Raw genomic sequence first — 23,496 nt, forward strand, 5'->3', positions numbered from 1 at the left:
GACAGCGAGTCCGCCGCCGGGTGCCCGATCTCGGCGAAGCCCTCCTGGTGCAGCACCCGGCGCCAGCTGTGCGGCGAGAGCGCGGGACTGCCGGGAGCGCGCAGTTCGGCGTCGTCGTAGAGCCACCAGCCGTCGAGCAGCCCGAACGTCAGGTGGTTGACCAGGTAGAAGCCGCTGATCTCGTTGAGCGCCAGCATCCCGCCGCCGCGCAGCAGCGCCTTCGAGTGCCGCAGCGCGGGCCGGATGTTCTCGGTCGCGTGCAGCACGTTCGCGGCGATCACCACGTCGAACGCGCCGGTGGCGAGACCCTGGCCGTGCGGCGGCTGCGCCGCGTCGAACAGGCGGTAGGTCAGGAAGTCCCGGCCGGGCCCGAAGGTGTCCTGCGCGTTGTGCAGGAACGCCTGCGACAGGTCGGTGTAGCAGTACTCCGCCACGTCGATCCCGTTGCGCGCCAAGGCTTCCAGCACCGGCCCGGTGGTGCCGCCGGTACCGGCGCCGACCTCCAGCACCCGCAGCGTCGCGGCCGGGTCGGCCGCGCGGCGGGCGCGCAGGAAGGCGACGACCTGTTCGGCGAGCACCGCGTTGAAGTGCTCGGCGACCCGGTTGTCCCGGTACACCCCGGACACCAGGTCGAACGAGCCCTGCGGGAACAGCACGTCGGTCGCGGTGGTGGTGCCGCGCAGGATGTCGGCCAGCGCGGGCAGGGTGCGCTCCAGCAGCCGCAGCGGGGCGCGCAGGTCGGAGTTCAGCTCCGCCCAGCGCTCGGCGCCGCGCAGCCACTCCGCGCGGCACGCCGCGGCGTCCTCGGTGCCGGGGCTCCAGCGGCCCGCGGCGTCGATCAGGCCGTGCTCGGTGAGGGTGCGCAGCGTCGCGGTCAGCCAGCCGTCGAAGCGGGCGGCGACGCCGTTGCGCGCCTTCCACTGCTCGACGTCGCCCGCCGGATCCAGCCCCGTGCCGCGCAGTTCCGCCGCCAGGCAGCGGTGCAGCGCCGCGTCGATCTCCGCGGGCACCGGACCCGCGTGGTACTCGGCGAGCCCGGCGGGCAGCACCACCGGCGCCGGCTCGACCGGCGCGGCCGGGCCGTGCGGGTGCAGGCTCAGGGTTTCGCCGGTCAGCGCGCCCTCGACCGGCAGCGGCCTGCCGAGGCGCATGAACCCGATCTGGTCCAGCGGCCCGGCCAGCAGCCGTTCGATCGCGCCCATCGCGGTGGCCACGTCGATCGGAGCCAGGCCCATCGCGGTCACGTCGCGCAGCAGCTCGTCGGGGACGTTGCCCCAGTAGCCCCAGTTCACGACCTTCACCGGGAAACCGAGGCTCTTGCGCAGCTCCGCGGCCCGCGCGTCCTCGAACGCGCAAGCCGCCGAGTAGTGCGCCTGGTTGGCGTTGCGGATGAAGCTCACCAGCGACGAGATCAGCAGGATGAAGTCCAGCCGGTGCCCCGCGAACACGTCCGCGAAGTGCACGCACGGATCGACCTTCGCGCCCAGCGTGGCGTCCAGCTCGGCCTCGCTCATCTCGGCGAGCGGGGTGTGGCTGAACACCATGGCCAGGTGCACCAGGCCGTCGATGCGGCCGTGGCGGCGCAGCACCTCGTCGCGCAGCGCGGCCAGCGCCGCCGGGTCGGCGGCATCGGCGGGCAGGTACTCGGGAGCGCGGCCGCCGGCGGCGACCCGCGCCGCCTTCTCCCGGATGCCGTCGTCCTCGGCGCGGCGGCCCACCCACACCACGCGGGCGTCGTGGGCGCGCAGCAGGTACTCGGTGAGCATGACGCCGAGGTCACCGGCGCCGCCGACGAGCACGTACACGCCGCCGCGGCGCACCACCGGGTTCGCCGGTTCCGGGGTGGGTTCCACGGGCAGCAGCTGCCTGCGCAGGTACTGGCCGCCACGGCGCGCGAACGGGTGCGCGCGCCGGTCCGCGGGCAGCGCGAAGACCTCGGCCGGGACGAACGGTTCGCCGTCGGCGAGGTCGACCGCGCGCAGCCGCCAGTGCGGCTGCTCCTTCGCGAGCCCGCCGAGCAGGCCGTGCAGCCCGGCCTGCGCCGGGTCGGCCGTCTCGGTGCCGCTCGGGTCGAACGCGCCGTGCGTGATCAGCGTCAGCCCGAGCGGCTCGTCCGCAAGGCCGAGCGCGGTGATCGCGCGCAGCACCCGGAACATGCGGCGGGTGGCGGCGCGCTGCTCGGCGATCTGCGCGTCGGCGCCGGTCAGGACGCGGGTGGGGAACCGCATGATCACGTGGTCGACGGGACCCGCGGTGGCCAGGGCCGCCGCGTCGTCGGCGCCGAGCTCCACGACCTGCGAGTACCGGTCGCGCAGCGCGGCCAGCTGCTCGGCGTCCAGGCCGATGGCGATCAGCCGGGAGCGGTCGCTCGGGAAGGGCTTGCCGCGCAGCAGCCGCGTCGGCTCCCACACCGGGTGCAGCGTGAGGTCGCCCGCGGGGATCTCGTGCGCCCCCGCGACCGGTCCGGCAGGTGCGGTGACCTGGGAGCCGACGCGCTGGGCGGCGATCGGAGCGGTGGCACCGGTGACCTGCGCGCCGGCTCGCTCAGCAGTGACCGGCGTGCTCGAAACCTGGTGCGCCACCGGGGTTTCCGGGCGCTGCGGGAGTTCCGCGAGGCCGTCGGTGTACCAGTACTTCTCCCGGGCGAACGGGTAGCCCGGCAGCCCGACCTTGCGCGGCCGGGGTCCGTCGGCGTGCACCCGCGCCCAGTCCACGTGCAGTCCGCTGGCCCAGGCCTCCGCGAGCGGGGCGAGCTTGCCGCGCCGCGCCCAGCGCACCACGGTCTCCTGGAAGTCGTCGTCGGCGATGAACCCCTTTGCCGCGCCGCGACTGCCGGTCTCGACGTGGCCGCCGTCGGGCGTGCCGCCGCCCGCGCAGGTGTCCAGCGCGTCGATCAGCCCCGCCAGGTCGCGCACCACCACGGCGAACCGGGCGCTCATCGCCTCCCGGCCCACCTGCAGCGTGTAGGCGATGTCGGTGAGGTCCGCGTCCGACCAGTCGCCCGCGCGCAGCGCGTCGCGCAACCGGCCGGCCGACGCGCGCAACCGGTCGGCGTCGGCGGCCGAGAGCACCACCACGACCGGTTCCGCCGCGCGCGGCGACGGCTCGGGCGCGCGGTGCTCCTCGACGAGCAGGTGCGCGTTCGCACCGCCCGCGCCGAACGAGGACAGCCCTGCCAGGCGCGGCTTGTCCCCGTCGCGCCGCCACGGCGCGGCTTCGCGCTGGAGCACGAACGGGCTCTGCGCGAAGTCGATGTTCGGGTTGGTGCGCTCCGCGTGCAGCGACGGGACGAGGGTGCCGTGGCGCAGCTGCAGCAGCAGCTTGCTCAGGCCCGCGATGCCCGCCGCCGACTCCAGGTGCCCCACGTTGGACTTCGCCGAGCCGAGGGCGCAGAACTCGCGGTCGGCGGTGAACTCGCCGAACGCGGCCGACAGACCGGCGACCTCGATGGGGTCGCCCAGCGAGGTGCCGGTGCCGTGGGCCTCGATGTAGCCGATGTCGCGCGGGTCCACGGCGGACCGGCGCCAGGCGTTGCGGATGACGGCGGCCTGCGCGTTCGGGTTGGGCACGGTGAAGCCGTGGGTGTGGCCGCCGTGGTTGACGGCGCTGCCCCGGATCACGCCGAGCACCCGGTCCCCGTCGGCGAGCGCGTCGGCCAGCGGGCGCAGCAGCACCGCGCCGACGCCCTCACCGGGCACGTAGCCGTCACCGCCCTCGCCGAAGCTGCGGCAGCGGCCGTCGCTCGCGGCGAACTGGCTCTCCCCGATCATGAGGTACTTGCTCGGGTGCAGCGACAGGTTCACGCCCCCGGCCAGCGCCGCGCCGCACTCGCCGCGCTCGATGGCGGCGATGGCCAGGTGGATCGCGGTCAGCGCCGAGGCGCACATGGTGTCGACGGCGACGCTGGGGCCGCCCGCGTCGAAGAAGTACGACACGTGGTTCGCGATGGAGGCGAGGCTGCCGGGCACCACTACCGGGTCGCCGAGGGCGCTGCGCTCCGCGCCGTAGAGCTGGTACTCGGAGTACATGGCGCCGACGAACACGCCCACGTCCCCGGCGTCGGCCCCCACGCGGGCGCGGGCGGCGGCGCGCAGCGCGTCGCGGGTGTAGCCGGCGTCCTCCAGCGTCGAGTAGGCGGTCTGCAGGAACAGCCGCTCCTGCGGGTCCATCGTGGACGCCGCCTTCGGCGAGATCCCGAAGAACAGCGGGTCGAACTCGTCGACGCCGTCGAGGAACCCGCCCCACTTGGTGTAGGTCTTGCCGGGCACGCCGCGGCGCGCGTCGAAGTAGCGGTCGTGGTCCCAGCGCTGCACTGGGACCTCGGTGATGCTGTCGCGGCCCGCGAGCAGGTTGGACCAGAACTCGTCGAGGTCGCGGGCGCCGGGGTAGCGCCCGGCCATGCCGACGACGGCGATGGCGGTGCCCTCGGCGGACTTCGGCTCGGGAGCCGGGGCGGACACCTCGACCGGCCGCGTCGCGGCGGGCACGACAGGAGCGGGCGCCGCCGGAGCCGGTGCGGCCGGTTCGTCGGTGAGGCCGACGAGTTCGGCGAGCGCGTCGGGCTGGGTGCGCAGGAAGTGGCCGACCAGGCCGTCGATGGTGCGCACCTCGAAGAACAGGGTGCTGCCGACGTTGTCGAGCACCTTGCGGACCGCGTCGGTCAGCTGCACGACCAGGATGGAGTCGATGCCGTAGCGGTCGAAGGACACGTCGCCGCGGATGTCGGACACCGGCAGTTGCAGCGTGTCCGCGACCAGGCCGCGGAAGAAGTCCCGCGCCGCCCCCCGCAACCGCTCCTCGCGATCACCGAAGTCCGAAGTGGACACCGCGATCACGGCCTCGCCGTTCGCGACGGGTTCCGCTGCCACGACGGGCGTTTCCGCCACGACCGGGGCCGCCTCGGGCAGCGCGCCGCGGAACGCCGACGCGCCGTCCGGCCGGGGCTGGCGCACGAGTCCGTCGCTCTCGGCGACGATCACCTGCTGGCCCAGGTCGTCGGCTCCTTCCGCCCCGACGAACGCCGAGCCGAACCCGACCTCGCCGAGCACCCGCTGCCAGTCGCGCGGCGCCAGGCCGGGAGAGCCGGCGATGCGCGGCGCCGGGTCGTCGTAGAGCCACCACCCGTCGAGCAGCCCGAACGTGAGGTGGCTGAACACGATGTTGTCGGACAGCTCGTTGAGCAGCAGCACCGCGTTCGGGCGCGCGGCAGCCTTGGCGTTGCGCAGCGTGTTGCGGATGTTGCGGGTGGCGTGCAGGACGTTGGTGGCGATCACCACGTCGAACTGCCCCGGATCGGTGTCCTGCCCGGCGAGCGGCTTCTCCGCGTTGAAGATCCGCCCGTCCAGGTAAGGCGCGATGTCGCTGTAGGTCTTCTTGGCGTGCAGCAGGAACGCCTTGGAGATGTCGGTGTAGCGGTAGGTCTCGACGTGCTGCGCCCACGGCCGCAACCGCCGGAACACCACGGCGCTGGTGCCGCCGGTGCCCGCGCCGATCTCCAGGATGCGCAGCTTCGCCGCGGGGTCGGCGGCGAGCCTGCGCTCCAGGTAGTCGACGAGGGTGTCGGCGAGAACGTCGTTGAAGTAGTCGGCGACGGGGTTGTTCTTGTAGACCGCCTCGACCAGTTCCAGCGAGGTGTTCGGGAACATCACGTCGGTCGCGGGACGGCGCCCGGTGAGGATGTCCGGCAGCGCCCGCAGCGTCGTGTCGACCAGCACGGCCTGCGCGCGCTTGGCCTCCTCGGCGACCCACCGGTCCTTGTCGCGGTCCCACTCGGTCCACGCCGCGTCCAGGGACACCGGGCGGGTGTCGGTGCTGGAGTAGCGCTGGTCGCCGTCGTGGCGCAGGTGCCCGGCTTCGGCGAGCACGGTGAGGCTGTGCTCCGTCCAGCGCTGGTAGCGGTCCTGGATGCCGCCGGCGGCGCGCCACTCGGCCGCGGTGGCGGAGCGGTCGTCGCCGAACAGGCCCAGCGAACGCAGCAGCGCCCAGGTGATCCGCACCAGCGCGTCGTGCATCGAACCCGCGTGCCCGTCGGCGCTGGCCCGCAGGCTCGCGACCTCCGCCTGCCGGTCCGGCCTGCCGTCGCGGAGCTCGGTAATCAGCGACGGGACGGTGGCGGGCAGCCCGGTGACGGCGTCCTCGGAGTAGAGCCCGTCGATGCTGCGGGAATCGGTGGCCTTGAGCAGCGCCAGCTGCCGGTGCGGGGAGGCCAGCAGCGCGTCGAACGCGGCCATGCCCTCGTGCGGTTCGATGGAGCCCAGGCCGAGCTGCGCCATCCGCTGCCGGTAGCCGTCGGCGGTGACGATGCCGACCCCGGCCCAGTAACCCCAGTTCATCACCTTCACCGGGCAGCCCAGCCGCGCTTCGAGGCGTTCGGCGTAGGCGTCGCCGAAGGTGCATCCCGCCGCGTAGTTGGCCTGGCCGGGCGCCTTGAAGAACGCCTGCATCGAGGAGAAGAACGCGACGAACTCCAGCGGCTGCCCGGCGAACACCTCGGCCAGGTTCACCGACACGCCGGCCTTCACCGCGAACGTCGTGCGGAACCGCTGCTCGTCCATCCGCGCCAACGTCTGGTCGCCGAGCACGATCGCGGTGTGCAGCACACCGCGCACCGGGCCGTGGCGGCGCACGATCTCGTCGCGGGCGCGGGCCAGCGCGTCGCGGTCGGTGGCGTCGGCCTGCACGTAGTCCGGCTTGGGTCCGTGCGCGGCGAGGGCGTCCTGCTTCGCGGCGATCTCGGCGTCCAGCGGGCGGCGGCCGATCCACACGACCTGGGCGCCGTGGCGGCGCATCATGTGCTCGGTCCACACGACGCCGATGCCCCCGGCGCCGCCGATGGCGACGAGCACGCCGCCCGGTTCCGGTGCCTCGTGCGCCGTTCCCGGTTCGGCGACTTCGAGCAGCCGCTGGCGGTACCACTCGCCGTGGCGGTGGGCCAGCGCCTCACCGCGCGCATCGGCGGGCAGCGCGAGCAGCTGCGCCCACGGCACCGGTCCGGCGACGTCGGCGACGCGGCAGTGCCAGTGCGGGTACTCCTTGGCGAGCGTGCCCGCGAGGCCGTGCACCCCGGCCTGCGCCGGGTCGCCGCCGGTGTCGCCGGGCAGCAGGCGACCGCCGCGGGTGACGACGGTGATGCCGAGTTCGCGCGCGTCGGCGCCACCGGCGAGCAGCGCCTTCACCAGGCGGAACAGCGCGATCGGCGCGTCGGCCGCGGTGTCCGTGGCGGGGGCGATCCAGATGGCGTGCTCGACGTCGGCGGGCAGCCGGGTCGCGAGCTGCTCGGCCGGTTCGCCGGCGCGGAGGTCGAGCACGGTCGCCGTCGGGTGCAGCCGCCGCAGTTCGGCCTGCTCGGCGGCGTCGCCGCCCAGCAGCACCACCCGCGCGCCCGGAGCGGGCCAGCGCGGGGTGTCCTCAGCGGGCAGCGCGTCCCACACCGGTGCGAGCAGCGTCGCTTCCGGGGCGTCGCCCGCCGGGCCGGTCACCTGGCGGGAGGCGTAGCCGCGCAGGCTCGCGCTGAGGCGTCCGCCGTCGTCGTAGAGGTCGATGTCCACTTTGGTCACGTCCCGGTCGGCCGCGGGCTCGTAGCCCGCGGTGTGGCGCAGGTGGGCCCACATGCGCTCGGAGGTGGGGGCGAAGATGTCGATGATGTCCAGCGCGAACGGCAGCGCGGGGGCGCCGGCGCGTTCGGCGAGCGCGCCGGTGGCGTCGCCGTGCAGCCCGACGACGGCCTGGATGGCGCTGTCGAGCATCGCCGGGTGCAGCGCGAACTCCGCGTCGTGCGCGCCCGGGGGCAGCACGAGCCGCGCCAGCACCTCACCGTCTCCTATGGACAGTTCGTCGATGGCGCGCAGCCGGTCGCCGTGGCGGATGCCGACGGCTTCGAGGGCGTCGTGGCACTGCTGCCGCGACAGGGTGCGCAGGCCGCAGCGAGCCCGCAGCTCCGCCAGCGCGACGGGCTCCGGGGCGCCGGGAGTGCCGATGCGGCCCTGGGCGTGCACCTCGGAGCCGTCGCGCAGCACCCGGAACGCCTCGCCGTCGAGCTGCACGCTGAGCTCCGCGCCCTGCTGCTGCACGGGGAACGGCGCGGGCCACACGACGTCGCGCAACCGCACCGGCGTGCTCCGGTCGCCGGTGGCCGCCTGGCGGGCCACCTCCAGCGACAGCACGCCCGGCAGCACCGCCCGGCCGTTGACGTGGTGGTCGGCGAGGAAGAACTCCTCGCCGGTGAGGCGGAGCCGGTGCGCGCCCGGCCGTTCGGTGCGCTCCGCCGGCGGCTCGGCGGCGATCTGCGCGGCGGGCCGGTCGATCCAGTAGCGCTGCCGCTCGAACGGGTAGGTCGGCAGCGAGACCTGGTACCGCGCGGCGGCCGGGAAGTGCTCGCCGAAGCGGTCGACCTCGCCGCGCACGTAGGCCCGCGCCAGCTCGGCCGGGGATTGCGCCCGCGCGCCGTCGGCGGTGCGCGGGTCGGCCGCGGTCTCGCCGGTCAGCACGGCGTCGTCGGCGGATCCGGCCAGCCAGCCGCGCAGCCGCGCGGCCAGCGCGGGCAGGTCGGCGGCGACGGTGGCGAGCCGGTGCGGGAAGTGGCCGCGACCGGCCGCGAGGCTGTACGCCACCGCACCGGCGGGCAGCGCGGGTTCCCGGTCGAGGTGCGCGAGCAGCCGCTCCACGACGGCGCGCAGCGCGGCGGGCGTGCGCGCCGAGAGCAGGAAGGCGTGCTCCCCACCGGGGTCGGCGGGCCGGGCCGCGGAGTGCTCCTCCAGCACGACGTGGGCGTTGGTGCCGCTGGCGCCGAACGAGCTCACCGCCGCGCGGCGCGGCCCGGCCGGCGGCGCCTGCCAGGTCCGCGCGGACCGCTCGATGCGGAACGGGCTGCCCTCCAGCGCCACCGCGTGGTTGGGCTCGGCGAAGTCCGGGGAGCCGGGGATGCGCCGGTTCTCCAGCGCCAGCAACGACTTCACGACTCCGGCGATGCCCGCCGCGAACTGGGTGTGGCCCAGGTTGTTCTTGATCGACCCGAGCACCGCTCCCCCGGCCGGGGCTCCGGCGAAGGCGCGGCTGAGCGCGCGGAACTCGATGGGGTCGCCGAGCTGCGTCCCGGTGCCGTGCGCCTCGACGAGCTGGATGCCGCCCGGTGCGATGCCGCCCTCGGCGTGCACGTCGCGCAGCAGCTGCTCCTGGGAGGCGGCGCTGGGTGCGGTGATGCCGTTGGTGGTGCCGTCCTGGTTGGTGCCGGAGGCGCGGACGACGCCGTAGACGTGGTCGCCGTCGCGCTCGGCGTCGGCGAGCCGCTTGAGCAGCACCGCGCCCGCGCCCTCACCCGGCACGAACCCGTCGGCGCGGGAGTCGAAACCGTGGCAGCGCCCGGACGGCGAGAGCATCCCGGCGCGGCTGGCCGAGCGGTACAGCCGGGGCGTGGTCTGCACGAACACTCCGCCGGAGATCGCCATGTCGGCGGCCCCGGAGCGCAGGTCGCGGCAGGCCAGGTGCAGCGCCACCAGCGAACTGGAGCAGGAGGTGTCGGTGGTGAGCGCCGGGCCCTTCAGGTCGAGCTGGTAGGCGATGCGCGAGGCCACGACCGAGCCCATCGTGCCCCACAGCGCCTGCGCGGGCGGGGCTTCGTCGAGGTGCTCGTAGTAGTCGCCGGTGTAGCAGCCGACGTACACGCCGCAGTTGCGGTCGCGCAGCCGCTCCCCGGTGTAGCCGCCGTCTTCGAGGGCGTTCCAGCACTGCTCCAGGAAGATCCGCTGCTGCGGGTCCATGTAGGTGGCCTCGACCCCGGAGATCGCGAAGAACACCGGGTCGAACCGGTCGATGCCGCGCAGGAAGCTCCCGGAGCGGCAGGTGATCTCCGGGCCGAGCGGCCAGCGCGTGACCGGTTCCAGCAGGTCGGCACCGGCGAGCAGGTGGTCCCACAGGGCGCGCGGGTCCTCGGCGTCGGCGTAGCGCGCCGCCATGCCGACCACGGCGATGGCGTCGTCGTCCGCGCCGTCGGCAGAGGCGCGGTCGGCGGGGGCGCGGTCGGCGGACGTCGCCGCCGCGGCGGGACGAGCGGGCTGCGCGGTGGCCGCGGCGTTCACCCCGGGCGCCCGGAGCGCGTCGCCGTAGGACTCCAGCAGGAAGGCGTGCAGGCGCTCGACCGTGCCGTGGTCGAACAGGTCGGTGGTCTCCAGCTCGGCGTCCAAGGCGGCGTTGAGGGTGTGCACCAGGTTCACGCCGAGGATCGAGTCCAGGCCGTAGTCGGCGAACGGGCGGCGGCGCTCGATCTCGGCGGCCGGCATGTCCAGGGCTTCGGCGACCGCGTCCAGCAGCACCTGCTCCACCTCGGCGGCCGTCGCCCCGCGCGGCGCCGCAGCGGGCGCGACGGCGGGTTCCGGCTGGGACTGGGCGAGTTCCGGGCGGGCGGGCTCGAACCAGAACCGGCGGCCCGCGAACGGGTAGCTCGGCAGGTGCACCCGCGTCGCGGCGTCCGAACCCAGCGCGCTCCAGTCCAGCGGCATGCCCTTCGCCCAGAACGCGGCGAGCTCGGCCAGTTCGTCGCGGGCGATCCACTGCGCGACCAGGGCGCGGAGTTCGACCTTCCCCGCCAACGCGTTCAACGTCTCGCGGGTCGCCCGGACCCGGCCGCGCCACCACTCGCCGTCGCCCTCGGGGTCCGCCAGGAACGCCCGCAGCTGCTCGCGCCACGCGCCGGCGGTGCTCGCCGCGAAGCACACCCGTTCGTCCATCGGCTCCCGGCCGAGCTGCAGGGTCGCGGCGACGGCGGGCAGGTCCACCTCGGTCGTGGCGTCGAGCCACCGGGCGAGCTGCTCGGCTCGGGCCAGCAGGTCGTCGCCGGTGCGCGCCGACAGCGGCAGCAGCACCGCCCGCTCCGGAGCGGGCGCCTCCGGGACGTGCTCGTACTCGGCGACGATCACGTGCGCGTTGGCGCCGCCCGCGCCGAACGAGGAGATACCCGCCATCCGGGGCGCCCCGTCCGCGCGCCGGGACCACGGCGCCGCCGAGGTCTGCAAGGTGAACGGAGTCGCGCCGAAGTCGATGTTCGGGTTGGGCCGCTCGGCGTGCAGCGTGGGGGCGAGCTCGCCGTGCTGGAGCTGCAGCACCGCCTTCGTGAGCCCGGCGATGCCCGCGGCGGCTTCGAGGTGGCCGATGTTCGACTTCGCCGAGCCGAGCGCGCACCGGCCGGTCCGGCCCGCGAAGGCCTCGGTGAGCCCGTCGACCTCGATGGGGTCGCCCAGCTCGGTCCCGGTGCCGTGCGCCTCCACGTAGCCCAGCTCGTCGGCCGACACGCCCGCGCGGTCCAGCGCTTCCCGGATCAGCTCGGCCTGCGCGCGCGGGTTCGGGACGGTGTAGCCGTTGCTGCGCCCGCCGTGGTTGATGGCGGAACCGAGGATCACCGCGTGGATCGGGTCGCCGTCGGCCTCGGCCTTCGACAGCGGCTTGAGCAGCACCGCACCCACGCCCTCGCCGGGCACGAAACCGTCGCCGCCGTCGCCGAAGCTGCGGCACTCCGGACCGGCGGCCAGCATCCGCGACCGGCACAGCTCCACGTAGGTCGACGGGTGCAGGTACAGGTTGACACCACCGGCGATGGCGAGTTCGCAGGCGCCGTGGCGCAGGTGCTCGCAGGCCTCGTGGATCGCGGTCAGCGACGCCGAGCACATGGTGTCGATCGGCATGCTCGGGCCGCGCAGGTCCAGCAGGTACGACACGCGGTTGGCCAGCGATCCGAACGAGGTCCGCGGCGCGCCGGGGACCCCGTCGGTCGCTCGTGGACCGTTGCGGTCGAAGCCGGTCTTGGTGATCCCGGCGAACACGCCGACGCGGGAGCCGTGCCGCTCGGCGAGGCGCTCGCGGGTGTACCCGGCGTCCTCCAGCACCGACCAGGCGCTCTCCACGAACAACCGCTCCTGCGGGTCCACGTCGGCGGCCTCGCGGGGCGCGATGCCGAAGAACGCGGCGTCGAAGCGGGCGAAGTCGTCGAGGAACGCGCCCCACTTGCTGTAGCTGGCGCCCCGCTGCACGGCCTGCTGCGCGTCCGGCTCGTAGAAGCCCTCCAGCGACCAGCGCTCGGCGGGGATCTCGCGGACGCTGTCGCGGCCGGTGCGGAGGTTCTCCCAGAACGCTCCCACGGTCGGCGCGTCCGGGTAGCGCCCGCTGAGCCCGATGATCGCGATGGGCTCGTCCCGCGTGGTGTCCGCGGGACGGGAGCCGGACGGGCCGTGCGCTCCACGTGGGGCGGATGCCGCCCGGCGGGGGTGCTCAGCGGGGACGTCGAGACCGGTGGCGCGCTGCTCGGTCCGTGCGGGCGCGGACGATTCCTCCGCCGCACCAACGGTGTCCGCCGCGTCGGCGAGCCACCGCAGGCAGCCCTCCGGGTGCCGCTCGGCGAGGTGCCCGGCGAGGTCGTGCAGCGTCGGGTGCTGGTAGAGCAGCGTCTTGGGCAGCGCGCCGAACCACTGTGCGAACTCGCGGTTGAGCCGGGTCACGGCGAGCGAGTCGATGCCGAAGGAGTCCAGCGGCGCGCCCGCGTCGAGCTTCGCCGGGTCCAGCCGCACCGTCGCCGCGATCAGATCCTTCAACACGGGCAGCACGCGGGCCCGCAGGTCCCCCGCCGGTTGCGCTTGCACGTCGCCCTCCTCGTCGATGACCAGTAGCTGGGGTGCGCCGCTCGCCAGCGCTTCGCGCAGGGCGCGCATCGCGGTGGCGGTCGGCAGCGGGTGCCCGAAGCGGGCGGTGAGCGCGGGGACCTCGGCGGCGTCGACGGTCATGCCGCCGTCGCGCCACAGCGGCCAGCCGACGGAGGCGCTGCGCCCGTGGCGCCGCCCGGCGGCGACCAGTCCGGCGCGGTAGGTCTGGTAGGCGTCGAGGAACCCGTTCGCGGCGGCGTAGTCGGCCTGGCCCGCGTTGCCGAGCGCCCCGGCTCCGGAGGAGAACGCGACGAGGAAGTCCAGCGGCAGGTCCCGCGTCGCCTCGTCGAGGTGCACCAGTCCGGCGACCTTCGGCGCGAGCACGCGCTGCGCCCGCTGGTGCGACTTGCGGATCAGGTAGTCGTCGTCGATCAGCCCGGCGGCGTGCACGATGCCGTCGATGCGCCCGTGGGCGCGCACCAGATCGGCGACGAGTTGTGCCACGGCCGCCCGGTCGGTGACGTCCAGGGTCCGGTATTCGCCGTGCGGCACGGACTTCCCGCTCGACCGTCCACACAGGACGACGTGCGCGCCGGGCGCCTGCCGGGCGATGTCCTCGGCCAGCAGCGCGCCGAGACCGCCTCCGCCGCCGGTGATCAGGTAGACGCCGCCCGGCCGCCACACCGGTGCGGCCTCGGGGCGCGCGGCCGGTTCCCGGTCGCGGACCTGGCGGCGTTCGCCGTCGTAGCGCACGTGCACCTGCCCGCCGCCGAGCTCGGCTTCCAGCACCTCCGCGAGTTCCGCGCCGGACGGGAGCCGGGTGAACTCGACGAGGTGGCCGTGCAGCGCCGGGTCCTCCTGCCCGGCGGTGCGCAGCATGCCCAGCAGACCCGCGTAGCCGGACGCCGTGCCCTCCTGGCACACCACCTGCACGGTGCACGTCCCGCCGGAGGGCTGGCTCAGCAGCCGCTGGAGCTCGCCGAGCAGCCTGGTCGCGGCGTGCTCGTAGGCCGCGGCGGGGCCGTCGTCCCGGCGTTCGATCCGCGCCACCGACACCTCGGGAAGCCGCTCGCGCAGCTCGGCGACCGCCGCGTCGGGGACGTCGCAGAGCACGACGAGCCGCCGGGTTCCGGCCGGCGCGGCGGGCGGGGGCACCGGCTCGTCGCGCCACACCGGCAGGCGAAGGATCTGTCGACTCACGTTGAGCTCCGTTCCAGGGCGCGAGACGGCGGGGCCGGTCTGCGCGGGGGCGGTGAAGCGGTCAGGCATCGCTGAGGGCGTCCGGGCCGAGGCGGTCGTCCAGGACCGCGTCCAGCAGGGCCGCGTAGGCGCCGGTGTCGAACTCCGGCTCCGGTGGCGCGGTGGCGGCCCGGTCGGCTCCGTTCAGCGCGGACTTCCCTCTCATGGCAGTGGATTCGGGCGTTCCCCGGGCGGCGCCGCCCGGACCGGGGACCGCGGGAACCCCGGTGGACTCCGGCACCCAGTAGCGCTCGCGGGCGAACGGGTAGGCGGGCAGCCGCACCGTGCGCCGTCCGGCCGGGTGCTGGGCGGCCCAGTCCGCGGAAGCTCCGTCGCACCACAGCGCGACCGCCGCGTCCAGCCGTCCGTCGCGCAGCGCGCGGGTCACCTCCGGCGACTCGTCCGGCGTCCGCCGCACTCCGGTACCGCGCGAGCGCGGCACGCCGCCGAGGTGCAGGCCCGCGGTGTTCCCGGCCAGGTAGCGGTCCAGCGCGCCGAGCACCTCGTCGACGGAGCCCGCGACGAAACCGAGCCGCCGCTCCATCGCCTCCCGGCCCACCTGCAAGGTGCGCGCCAGCTCCGCCAGGGCGGGACGTTCGCCGGTCCGCAGGAAGTCGCGCAGGCGTTGCGCCGAGGCGCGCAGCCGCTCATCGTCGCGCGCCGAGAGCACCACGGCCTGCGGCCCGCCGGGGTCCCCCGCGGGCGCCGGGGACGGCGGCGCCTCCTCCAGGACGACGTGCGCGTTGGCGCCGCCGAAGCCGAAGCTGCTCACCCCGGCCCGCAGCGGCCAGGCCCGCCCGGTCGCGTCGGTGCGCGGTTCCCAGCGGCGCGGCTCGCGCACCACCTCGAACTCGCCGCCGGACAGCGGCAGGTGCGGGTTGAGCCGCTCGCAGTGCAACGTCGGCGGCAGCGCGCGGTGGCGCATCGCCAGCAGCACCTTGAGCACCCCGGCCAAGCCCGCGGCCGACTCCAGGTGGCCGATGTTCGTCTTCACCGACCCCAGCGCCCACGGCCTGCCGTCGGCACCCGGCCCGCCGAGCTCCCGGTAGGCGGTGGCGAGGGCGTTGACCTCCACCGGATCGCCCAGGCCGGTGCCGGTGCCGTGCGCTTCGACGTAGCCGATGCTGCCGGGCTCGATGCCGCGCATCGCGTCCTTGATCAGCGCGGCCTGCGCCTTGCCGTTGGGCGCGGTGAGCGAACCGGCGCGACCGCCGTGGTTCTCCGCACCGCCCCGCAGCACGCCCCAGATCGCGTCGCCGTCGCGCTGCGCCCGAGAGAGCGGCTTGAGCAGCACAACCGCGACGCCCTCGGAGCGCACGTACCCGTCGGCGTCGGCGGAGAACGTCTTGCACCGGCCGTCCTGGCTGAGCATCCCGGACTGCTGGGTGGCGGCGAAGGTGTCGACGCTGAGCAGCAGGTTCACCCCACCCGCCAGCGCCATCTCGCAGCGCCCCGCCCGGATGCTCTCGGCCGCGCGGTGCAGCGCGATCAGCGAGCTGGAGCAGGCGGTGTCGACCGGTTCGCTCGGTCCGTGCACGTCGAGCACGAAGGAGATCCGGTTGGCCAGGATGGAATGCGCGTTGCCGGTGGCGGTGTAGCCGTCGGGCGCGACGCCGCTGGCGTTGAGCAGGTGGTGGTAGTCGTTGCCGGACACCCCGAAGTAGACGCCGGTGCTCTCCGGCAGCCGGGCCGGGGCGTAGCCGCCGTTCTCCAGCGCCGTCCACACCGCTTCCAGCGCGAGGCGCTGCTGCGGGTCCATCAGCTCCGCTTCGAGGCGGGACAGGTTGAAGAAGTCGGCGTCGAACCGGTCCACGTCGTCGAGCTGCCCGGCGAACTTCGGGAAGTCCGCGCCCGCGACGGTGCCGGCGTAGCGGGAGTCGAAGCGGTCGCCCGGGTAGGCGGTGATGAGGTCGTCCCCGTCGCGCAGGCGCCGCCAGAACTCGTCGAGGTCACCGGCTCCGGGGAACTTCCCGGCCGCGCCGACGATCGCCACGGCGTCGTCGTCGGCAGGGCCGGGCGTGGGGGTCGCGGCCGTCGGCGAGACCGCGCTCGCCGCCGGAACCGGCTGCGCCGCCGGGATCGCCGGAGTCACCGGGGCCTCCGCGGCCTGGTCCGGGACTGTCAGCTTGTCGCCGTAGCGCTCCACCAGATGCTCGGCGAGGCTGCGGATGTTCGGGCACTCGAAGAAGACCGCCGGGCTCAGCTCCACGCCGAACAGGCCGTTGACCTCGGTGGACAACTTCGCCAGCGCGATGGACTCGAAGCCGTAGGCGTGGAAGTGCGTGTCCGCGTCGATCTCGGCGAGGTCGAACTTCAGCAGGTCGGCGACGACCTCCCGCAGCGCCGCGATCAGCGCGTCCTGCCCGTCCACCGGCTCCGGCAACGCGGGGGGCTCGGAGACGTTCGCGGTCGTCGAGGCGACGACCGTGGCGGGCTCGGCGATCGTGGCGGACTCGGCGATCGACACCGGGGCGGCGGTCGCACCCGAGCCGGTCAACGCGGCCGGCAGCGGCCCGGGGCCGAACTCGGCGCCCTCGATCCGGCCCAGTCCGCGCCCGTGCTCGTCGAGCAGGTCCACCCGGAACGCGGTCTCCGAGGTCCGCTCCAGCAGCAGCGCGCGGGTCCGCTCCAGGTCCGCGCCGTGCACGGCCGCGACCCGCACCACGGCGGCGTCGGCCTGCCCGAGCGCGTGCTGAACCCCTTGCAGCACACCGGCGAACACCCACGCCGGGACGTGCACCTGCCGCTTGTGCGGGTCCTGGCACATCGCCGGTTCAGCGACCCGCACCAGCAGCCGGTGGCCGTCGAGCGGCGCGACGCCGTCGACGCTGCGCGAGTAGGGCCGCGCGTCGATGCCGAGCTCGCCGAGCGCCGCGTAGAAACCGTCCTGGTCCAGCGACAGCGCGGCGTGCACCGGTCCGGGGGGAACCTCCGCGCCCGCGCCGGGTTCGACGGTGGCGGCGAAGCGCAGCGTGCCGTCGGCGTGCCACAGCTCGGCGCGGTGCGCCCCGGCCGAACCGCCCAGCCGCCACTCCAGCGCCGCCGGGTCGTCGCCGGGCGCGGGCAGCGCGGCCCACTCCGCGTCGCGCACCCGCAGCGGGCCGTCGCCGAGGCCCGCGAGCCGCGCGAAGGCCAGCGCGCCGTCGAGCAGCGCCATCGTGGCGTACCGGCGCTTGCGGCCCGCCGTGTGCGCGTAGTCGAGCAGCTCGTCCCCGCGCAACGTCAGGCCGTAGCGCACGCCGTGCAGGTCGGAGCGGTTCTCCCCCACCCACGGGTGCGCGCGGCGGGCGAACGCGATCGGCCGCAGCACGCTCGGGGCGTCGTCGAACTCGGGGTACCAGCAGCTGACCTTGTCGAAGGGGTAGCCGGGCAGCGAGAGCTTCGCGGGCCGGGTGCCCAGCGGCCACAGCCGGTCCCAGTCCACCGCCGAACCGGCCGCCCAGTGCTGCGCGAGCTCGCTGAGCCTGCGCTCGGCCACGGCCTGTTCGACGGTGGCGGCGGTGGCGGTGCGGCGCTGCCGCAGGGTGCTCGCCGTGAAGTGCACGCCGTCCGGCACGGCAGGGGATTCCGCCGTCCAGTCCACTTCGGACAGACGGCTGAGGCGGTGCAGCGCGTCCTCGGTGCTCGTGGCCACGAACGCGAGCCTGCACGGCAGTTCGTTCTTGCCCGTCTGCAACGCGTACGCCAGCGCGTCCAGGCCCGGCCGCTGCGCGCGCACGTGGTCGCGCACGTCGCGCAGCACCGCGCGCAGCACCTGCGGGGTCATCGCGGAGAGCACCAGCACCTGCGGCCTGCCGCTGTCCGGCGCGGCCACCACGGTGCCGTCGTGCTCCTCCACCACGAGGTGCACGTTGATGCCGCCCGCGCCGATCGAGGTGATGCCCGCCCGCAGCGGCGCCTCCTCGCCCCGCACCACGGGGCGGCGCCACTCGGCCCGGTCGCGCTGCACCGTGAACGGCGTCGCGTCGAAGTCGATGGCGGGGCTCAGCGTCTCGGAGTGCAGCGACGGCGCCAGGGTGCGGTGCTGCAGCTGCAGCAGCACCTTCGTCAACCCGACCAGCCCGGAGCCGGACAGCAGGTGCGCCACGTTCGACTTCACCGAACCGATCGCGCAGAAGCCGCGGTCCTCGGTGTGCCTGCCGAACGCGAGGCTGGCGCCCTTGATCTCGATGGGGTCGCCCAGCGAGGTCGCCGAGCCGTGCCCCTCCAGGTAGCTGATGGTGCGCGCGTCCACCCCGGCGTCGTCGAGCGCCCGCTCCACCGCGCGCGCCTGCTGCTGCGGGCTCGGCACGGTGAACCCGTTGCGCACGCCCGCGTTGGTGAGGCCGCTGCCCTTGATCACGCCGTAGACGTGGTCACCGTCGGCGACGGCCTCCCCGAGCGGCTTGAGCACGACCGCGCCGACGCCCTCGCCGAGGATGGTGCCGTCGGCGCCGAGCCCGTAGCTGCGCACGACGTCGGCGGACTTGGTGGTGAAGTGCGCCTGCGAGGTGGAGATCAAGTCGTAGGGGTGCAGCATCAGGTTGATCCCGCCGACCACGACCATCCGGGTGTCGCCGTCGCGCAGCAGCCGCACCGCCTGGTGCACGCACGCCGAGGACGACGAGCACATGGTGTCCACGAACACCGACGGCCCGGTGAAGCCGTAGTGGTAGGACAGCATGTTCGCCATCACGCCGACTTCGCTGCCGCTGGTCGTCGTGCCGCGCTGCAGCATGTTCTGGAAGCCGTAGAGCGAGTAGCTGTTGTTCATCGAGCCGACGAGCACGCCCACGTCGCCGTCGTAGCGGCGGCGCAACGTCTCCCGCGAGTAGCCGGCGTCCTCCAGCGCGGTCACGCCCGCTTGCAGGAACAGCCGCACCTCGGGCGACATGATCTCGGCGTCGCGCTGGGAGATGTTGAAGTAGCGCGGGTCGAAGGCGTCCACGTCGCGCAGGAAGGTGCCGGTGCGCACGACGGTCTTGCCGAGCACGTCGCGCTCGTCGAAGTAGACGTCGCCGTGGCGCCAGCGGGATTCGGGGACCTCTTCGAAGCTGTGCCTGCCTTCGCTGAGCAGGTCCCAGAACTCCGCGAGGGTGTCGGCGCCGGGATAGCGACCGGCCATGCCGACGACGGCGATGTCGTGGTGGTCGGCGTCCGCGCGCGGGTCGGCGGGCCGGGGCGCGGCGAGGGCCGGGGGCGCGGTCGCGGGGGTGATCGGCGCGGGTTTGATCGCCGCTGGCGCGATGGTCGGGGAGGCGATTTCCCCTGCGGGAGCGGTGGATTCCACCTCTGCGACCACCGGCGCGGCAGGAGCGGATTCCTGCGGCGCGAACAGCTCAAGCAGCCGGTCCCGGTGCTCGGCGACGAAGTACTCGGCGACGCCCTGCAGGTCGACGTACTCGAAGAACAACGTCTTCGGCAGCGAGCCGAAGGTGTCCTCCAGCGTGCTGGTGAGGTCGACGATCGCGATGGAGTCGATGCCGTAGTGCTCCAGCTTCTCCTCCACCAGGATGTCGTCGGCGTCCTGGCGGGTGACCTTCGCGAACACCTCCCGCAGGAAGTCCTGGGTGCGGTTGACCAGCTCGTCCTCCCCGAGCGCCGCCGGCGCGACCGGGGCGGGCGCCGCCGGGGCCGGGGCGGTCGCGGGCCGGTCCAGTCCCGCGTACACCCGCAGCTTCGGCGTCTCCCCGAACAGCACGACGCGGCGCACCGGCGAGTCGGTGCGCAGCGCCCGCTCGATCGCGGCGAGCCCGACGTCACCGGGCAGCGGGACGGTGCCGGTGCGCTTGCGCAGGTAGGACAGCGTGGCCTCGTCCATCCGCATGCCGCCGTCGGCCCACAGCGGCCAGTCGATCACCCGGGTCGTCGCTCCGGCGGCCTCGCGCCGCGCGGCGAAGGCGTCCAGGTGCGCGTTGGCGGCGGCGTAGTCGGCCTGCGCGGCGCTGCCGAACGCGCCCGCGACGGAACCGAACAGCAGCAGGAAATCCAGGTCGAGCTCGCGGGTCGCGGCGTCGAGGTGCGCGGTGCCGTCCACCTTCGGCGCGAGCACGGCGGTGGTGCTCGCCAGCGGTTTCGTCGCGAGGTACCCGTCGTCGAGGACCCCGGCCGCGTGGAACACGCCGTCCAGCCGGTCGTGCTCGGAGCGGATGGCGGCCACGGCGGCGTGCACGCTGCCCTCGTCGGTGACGTCGGCCTGCCGGTAGCGCACCCGGCCGCCGGTGAGGCGGGCGTCGAGCGCGTCGACTTCGGGGCTGTGCGCGGAACGGCCGCTGACCACGACGGTGGCGCCGTGGCGCAGGCACAGGTGCTCGGCGAGCATCCGCCCGATGCCGCCCGCGCCGCCGGTGATCCAGTAAACGCCGCCGTCGCGCAGCAGGCTCCGCCCGGACTCGTCCGCCGGGATCGGCGCGGTCTCGTGGCGCAGCCGCCGCCCGCCTGCGGTGTGGGCGATCTCGGTGTCGGCGCTCCCGGCCTCGCTGTGCACGATGCGTTCGAAGCGGGCGGCGTCGCGCGGCGCGAAGTCCTCGACGAGCACGACCGCCCCGTGGAACGCGGGATTCTCCAGCCGCGCGGTCTTGAGCAGGGCCGCGAGCGGTCCGTACACCGGCGAGTCCGGCGCGCCCGGAGCCACGACGAGCACCCGGCCCTTGCCGCGCATCCGCTGCAGCTGCGCGTAGCAGGCTTCGAAGGCGGCCCGCATCGCGTCGGCGTCGCTTGCCGCGGCGGGCACCGGCAGCGCCACCACCTCGGCGCCGAGCCGAGCCGCGCTCGCGGCCACCAGGTCTTCGTCCAGCACCGCGTTGAGCACCACCACCGGTGCCGCCGGTCCCTCCGATGTGGACGGTGCGTCGACCCAGGTTCCGGTGACCTCCAGCAGATCCCCGTCCGGACGCCGGTCCGCCGGTTCGCCGCCGAGGGAACGCGAGGTGTACCCGGTGAACCGGACGCACACCCGGCCCTCGTCGTCGAGCAGGTCCACGTCGACCTTGCTGCGCGCCCGGGAACCCTCCGCGGGCCGCAGCCACGCGTGCATGGTCGCCGTGGTGGGCGCGTGGGCGGTGAGCTCGTCGAGCGCGAACGGCACCGCCGGTGCCGACGGCACCCGCCAGCCGCCGTCCGCCGCGCCGAGCGCGAGCGCCGCGAGCAGCGCACTGTCCAGGATCGCGGGCTGCAAGGCCGATCCGGGCGCGGCCGCCGCGGGCAGCCGCAGCTCGGCGAGCACCCCGTCGGGACCGCTGCGCAGGCCGGTGAGCGCGCGCAGCGCGGGCCCGTGCTCGATGCCGCTGGCGCGCAGCGCGGCGTAGCCCGCCTCGGCGTCGAGCCGCCGCGGGTGCCGCTCCCGCAGCGCCGCCAGGTCGAGGGTCTCGGCGGCGGCGGGCCCGTAGTCCACCCGCCCGCTGGCGTAGGGCGAGCCGTCCGCGTCGACGATCGCGTAGTCGTGGCCGTCGCCGCCCGGGGTCAGCCGCAGCCGCGCCGCCAGGCCGTCCTCCCCGACGACCAGCGGGCGGATCCACACCGCGTTGCGCACCCGCGGGATCCGCCCCTCGGCGTGCTGGCGGGCGGCGGCGATGACGAGGTCGAGGACCGCGACTCCCGGCACGATCCGGGCCCCGTTCACCACGTGATCGCGCACGAAGCCCTGGGTGGCGTCGAAGCGGACCGGGAACGACCAGCCGCCGTCCTCGGCGCTCGCCTGCCCCAGCGCGGCCGTCTCGGTCGCGGCCTGCTCCACCGGGGCTGCCGCGACGGCCGGGCTCAGGTTCGAAGGCGCCGTCGGGGTGAACCAGTGCGGGGTGCGGGCGAACGCGTACCCGGGCAGGTGCAGCCGCCTGCCCTGCTCCGGCCACTGCTCCCAGTCCACCGGCAGCCCGGTCGCCCAGGCGGAGGCGAACTTCTCGTAGCGGCCCTGCTCCAGCCACCGCGCGCCCAGCTCGGTGAGGTCGTCGGCGTCGAGCCCGTCGGGAGCGCCGTCGGCGGCCCGTCCCCGCTTGCACCGCGCGGGCACCCGCTTGTCCCCCGCCGCGATGCTCTCCAGCTGCGCGACCCAGGTGTCGAGGTCGTCGGCGCGGAACACGACGCGTTCCCGCATCGGCGTCCGCCCCTGGCGCAGGGTGCGCGCGACGTCGGCCAGCGCGGGCCGCTCGTCGCGCTCCCGCACCCAGTGCGCGAGCGCCGCGCAGGTCTCCCGCAGCCGCTCCTCGTCGCGCGCCGACACCGGGATCCACTGCTCCCCGTCGTCGTCGCCGCTCGCCTCGACGGATTCGCCCGCTTCGAGCAGCACGTGCGCGTTGGTTCCGCCGAAGCCGAACGAGCTCACGCCCGCCCGCAGCGGCCCCTGCCCGGACTCCCAGCCGGTGAGGCCGTCCACGATGTAGAGCGGGCTGCCCGCGAGCTTGATCAGCGGGTTGAGCTTGCGGAAGTTCACCGTCTCCGGCAGCTGCCGGTGCCGCATCGCGAGGATCACCTTGAGCATGCCCGCGATGCCCGCCGCGCCTTCGAGGTGCCCGATGTTCGTCTTCACCGAGCCGACGCCGCACCGGTGGCCCTCGGCCTCGCCGCCGAGCGCGGCGAACGCCTTCTTCAACCCCCGGATCTCGATCGGGTCCCCGACCGGCGTGCCCGGCCCGTGGGTCTCCACGTAGGTCACCGATTCCGGCGCGATGCCCGCCCGCCGGTACACCCCGGTGATCAGGTCGGCCTGGGCGTCCGGGTTGGTGACGGTGAGCGAGCTGGTGCGCCCGCCGTGGTTGCTGCCGATGCCCTTGATCACCGCGTGCACCGGGTCGCCGTCCCGCCGGGCGTCGGCGGCGCGCTTGAGCAGCACCACCCCGCCGCCCTCACCGCGCACGTAGCCGTTGGCGCCCGCGTCGAACGCCCGGCACAGCCCGTCCGGCGAGAGCATGCCCGCCTTGGCGAACGCGATGAAGTGCCGCGCCGACCAGGTCAGGTTCACGCCACCGGCCAGGGCGTACTCGCAGTCGCCGGACAGCAGCGCCTGCACGCCCTGCTGCACCGCCACCAGCGAACTCGCGCACGCGGTGTCGTTGACGACGCTGGGGCCGCGGAAGTCGAAGTGGTGCGACACCCGGTTCGCGATGATCGCGTAGGCCGCGCCCGTCGGGTAGTAGGCGTCGACCTCGGCGACCTCCTGCTCGACGAGCTCCGCGTAGTCCCAGTGGCACACGCCCATGAACACGCCGGTCGCCGAGCCCGCGAGGCGGTCCGCGCGGTACCCGGCGTCCTCCAGCGCGTGCCAGCTCAGCTCCATCGCCATCCGCTGCTGCGGATCCATCGCCTGGGCTTCGCGCGGGGAGATCTGGAAGAACTCGGCGTCGAAGCAGTCCACGTCGTCGACGAAACCGCCCCAGGCGCTGTTGGTCTTGTTGAACTCCCGGCGCGGATCGCCGAGGTGGTCCTCCTTGCGCCAGCGGCGCGCGGGGACCTCGCTGATCAGCGACCGGCCGGCCGACAGGTGCCCCCAGAACTCGTCCATCGTGCGCGAGCCGGGCAGCCGCAACGAGGTGCCGATGATGGCGATGTCGTGGTCACCGGTGGGGTGGTCCATGGGAGGTTGCTCCATCTCAGCGCCGGTCCTCGGCCTGTCGGTTTCGGCCGGGGGCGGCCTGGTGTCTGGTCGGCGGCACGGCCGCCT

The 23,496-nt window shown here is 74.7% G+C and carries 2 protein-coding genes (1 of these 2 only partly in view); both read right to left on the bottom strand.

Annotation, left to right across the window (positions count from 1 at the left end):
- A protein-coding gene (locus ACWD38_RS02525; protein ID WP_450123183.1) for an SDR family NAD(P)-dependent oxidoreductase crosses the window boundary here: on the bottom strand, positions 1-13,823 show its 5' portion. Its footprint begins 10,192 nt before the window's first position; the window shows 13,823 of its 24,015 coding nt (coding positions 1-13,823); the start codon lies at positions 13,821-13,823; the stop codon falls past the left edge of the window.
- A gap of 61 nt (positions 13,824-13,884) precedes the next feature.
- On the bottom strand, positions 13,885-23,424 hold the full coding sequence (locus ACWD38_RS02530; RefSeq protein WP_450123184.1) for an SDR family NAD(P)-dependent oxidoreductase: 9,540 nt from the start codon (positions 23,422-23,424) through the stop codon (positions 13,885-13,887).
- Positions 23,425-23,496: the final 72 nt, after the last annotated feature.

It is taken from the genome of Saccharopolyspora sp. NPDC002578, from assembly GCF_053592695.1.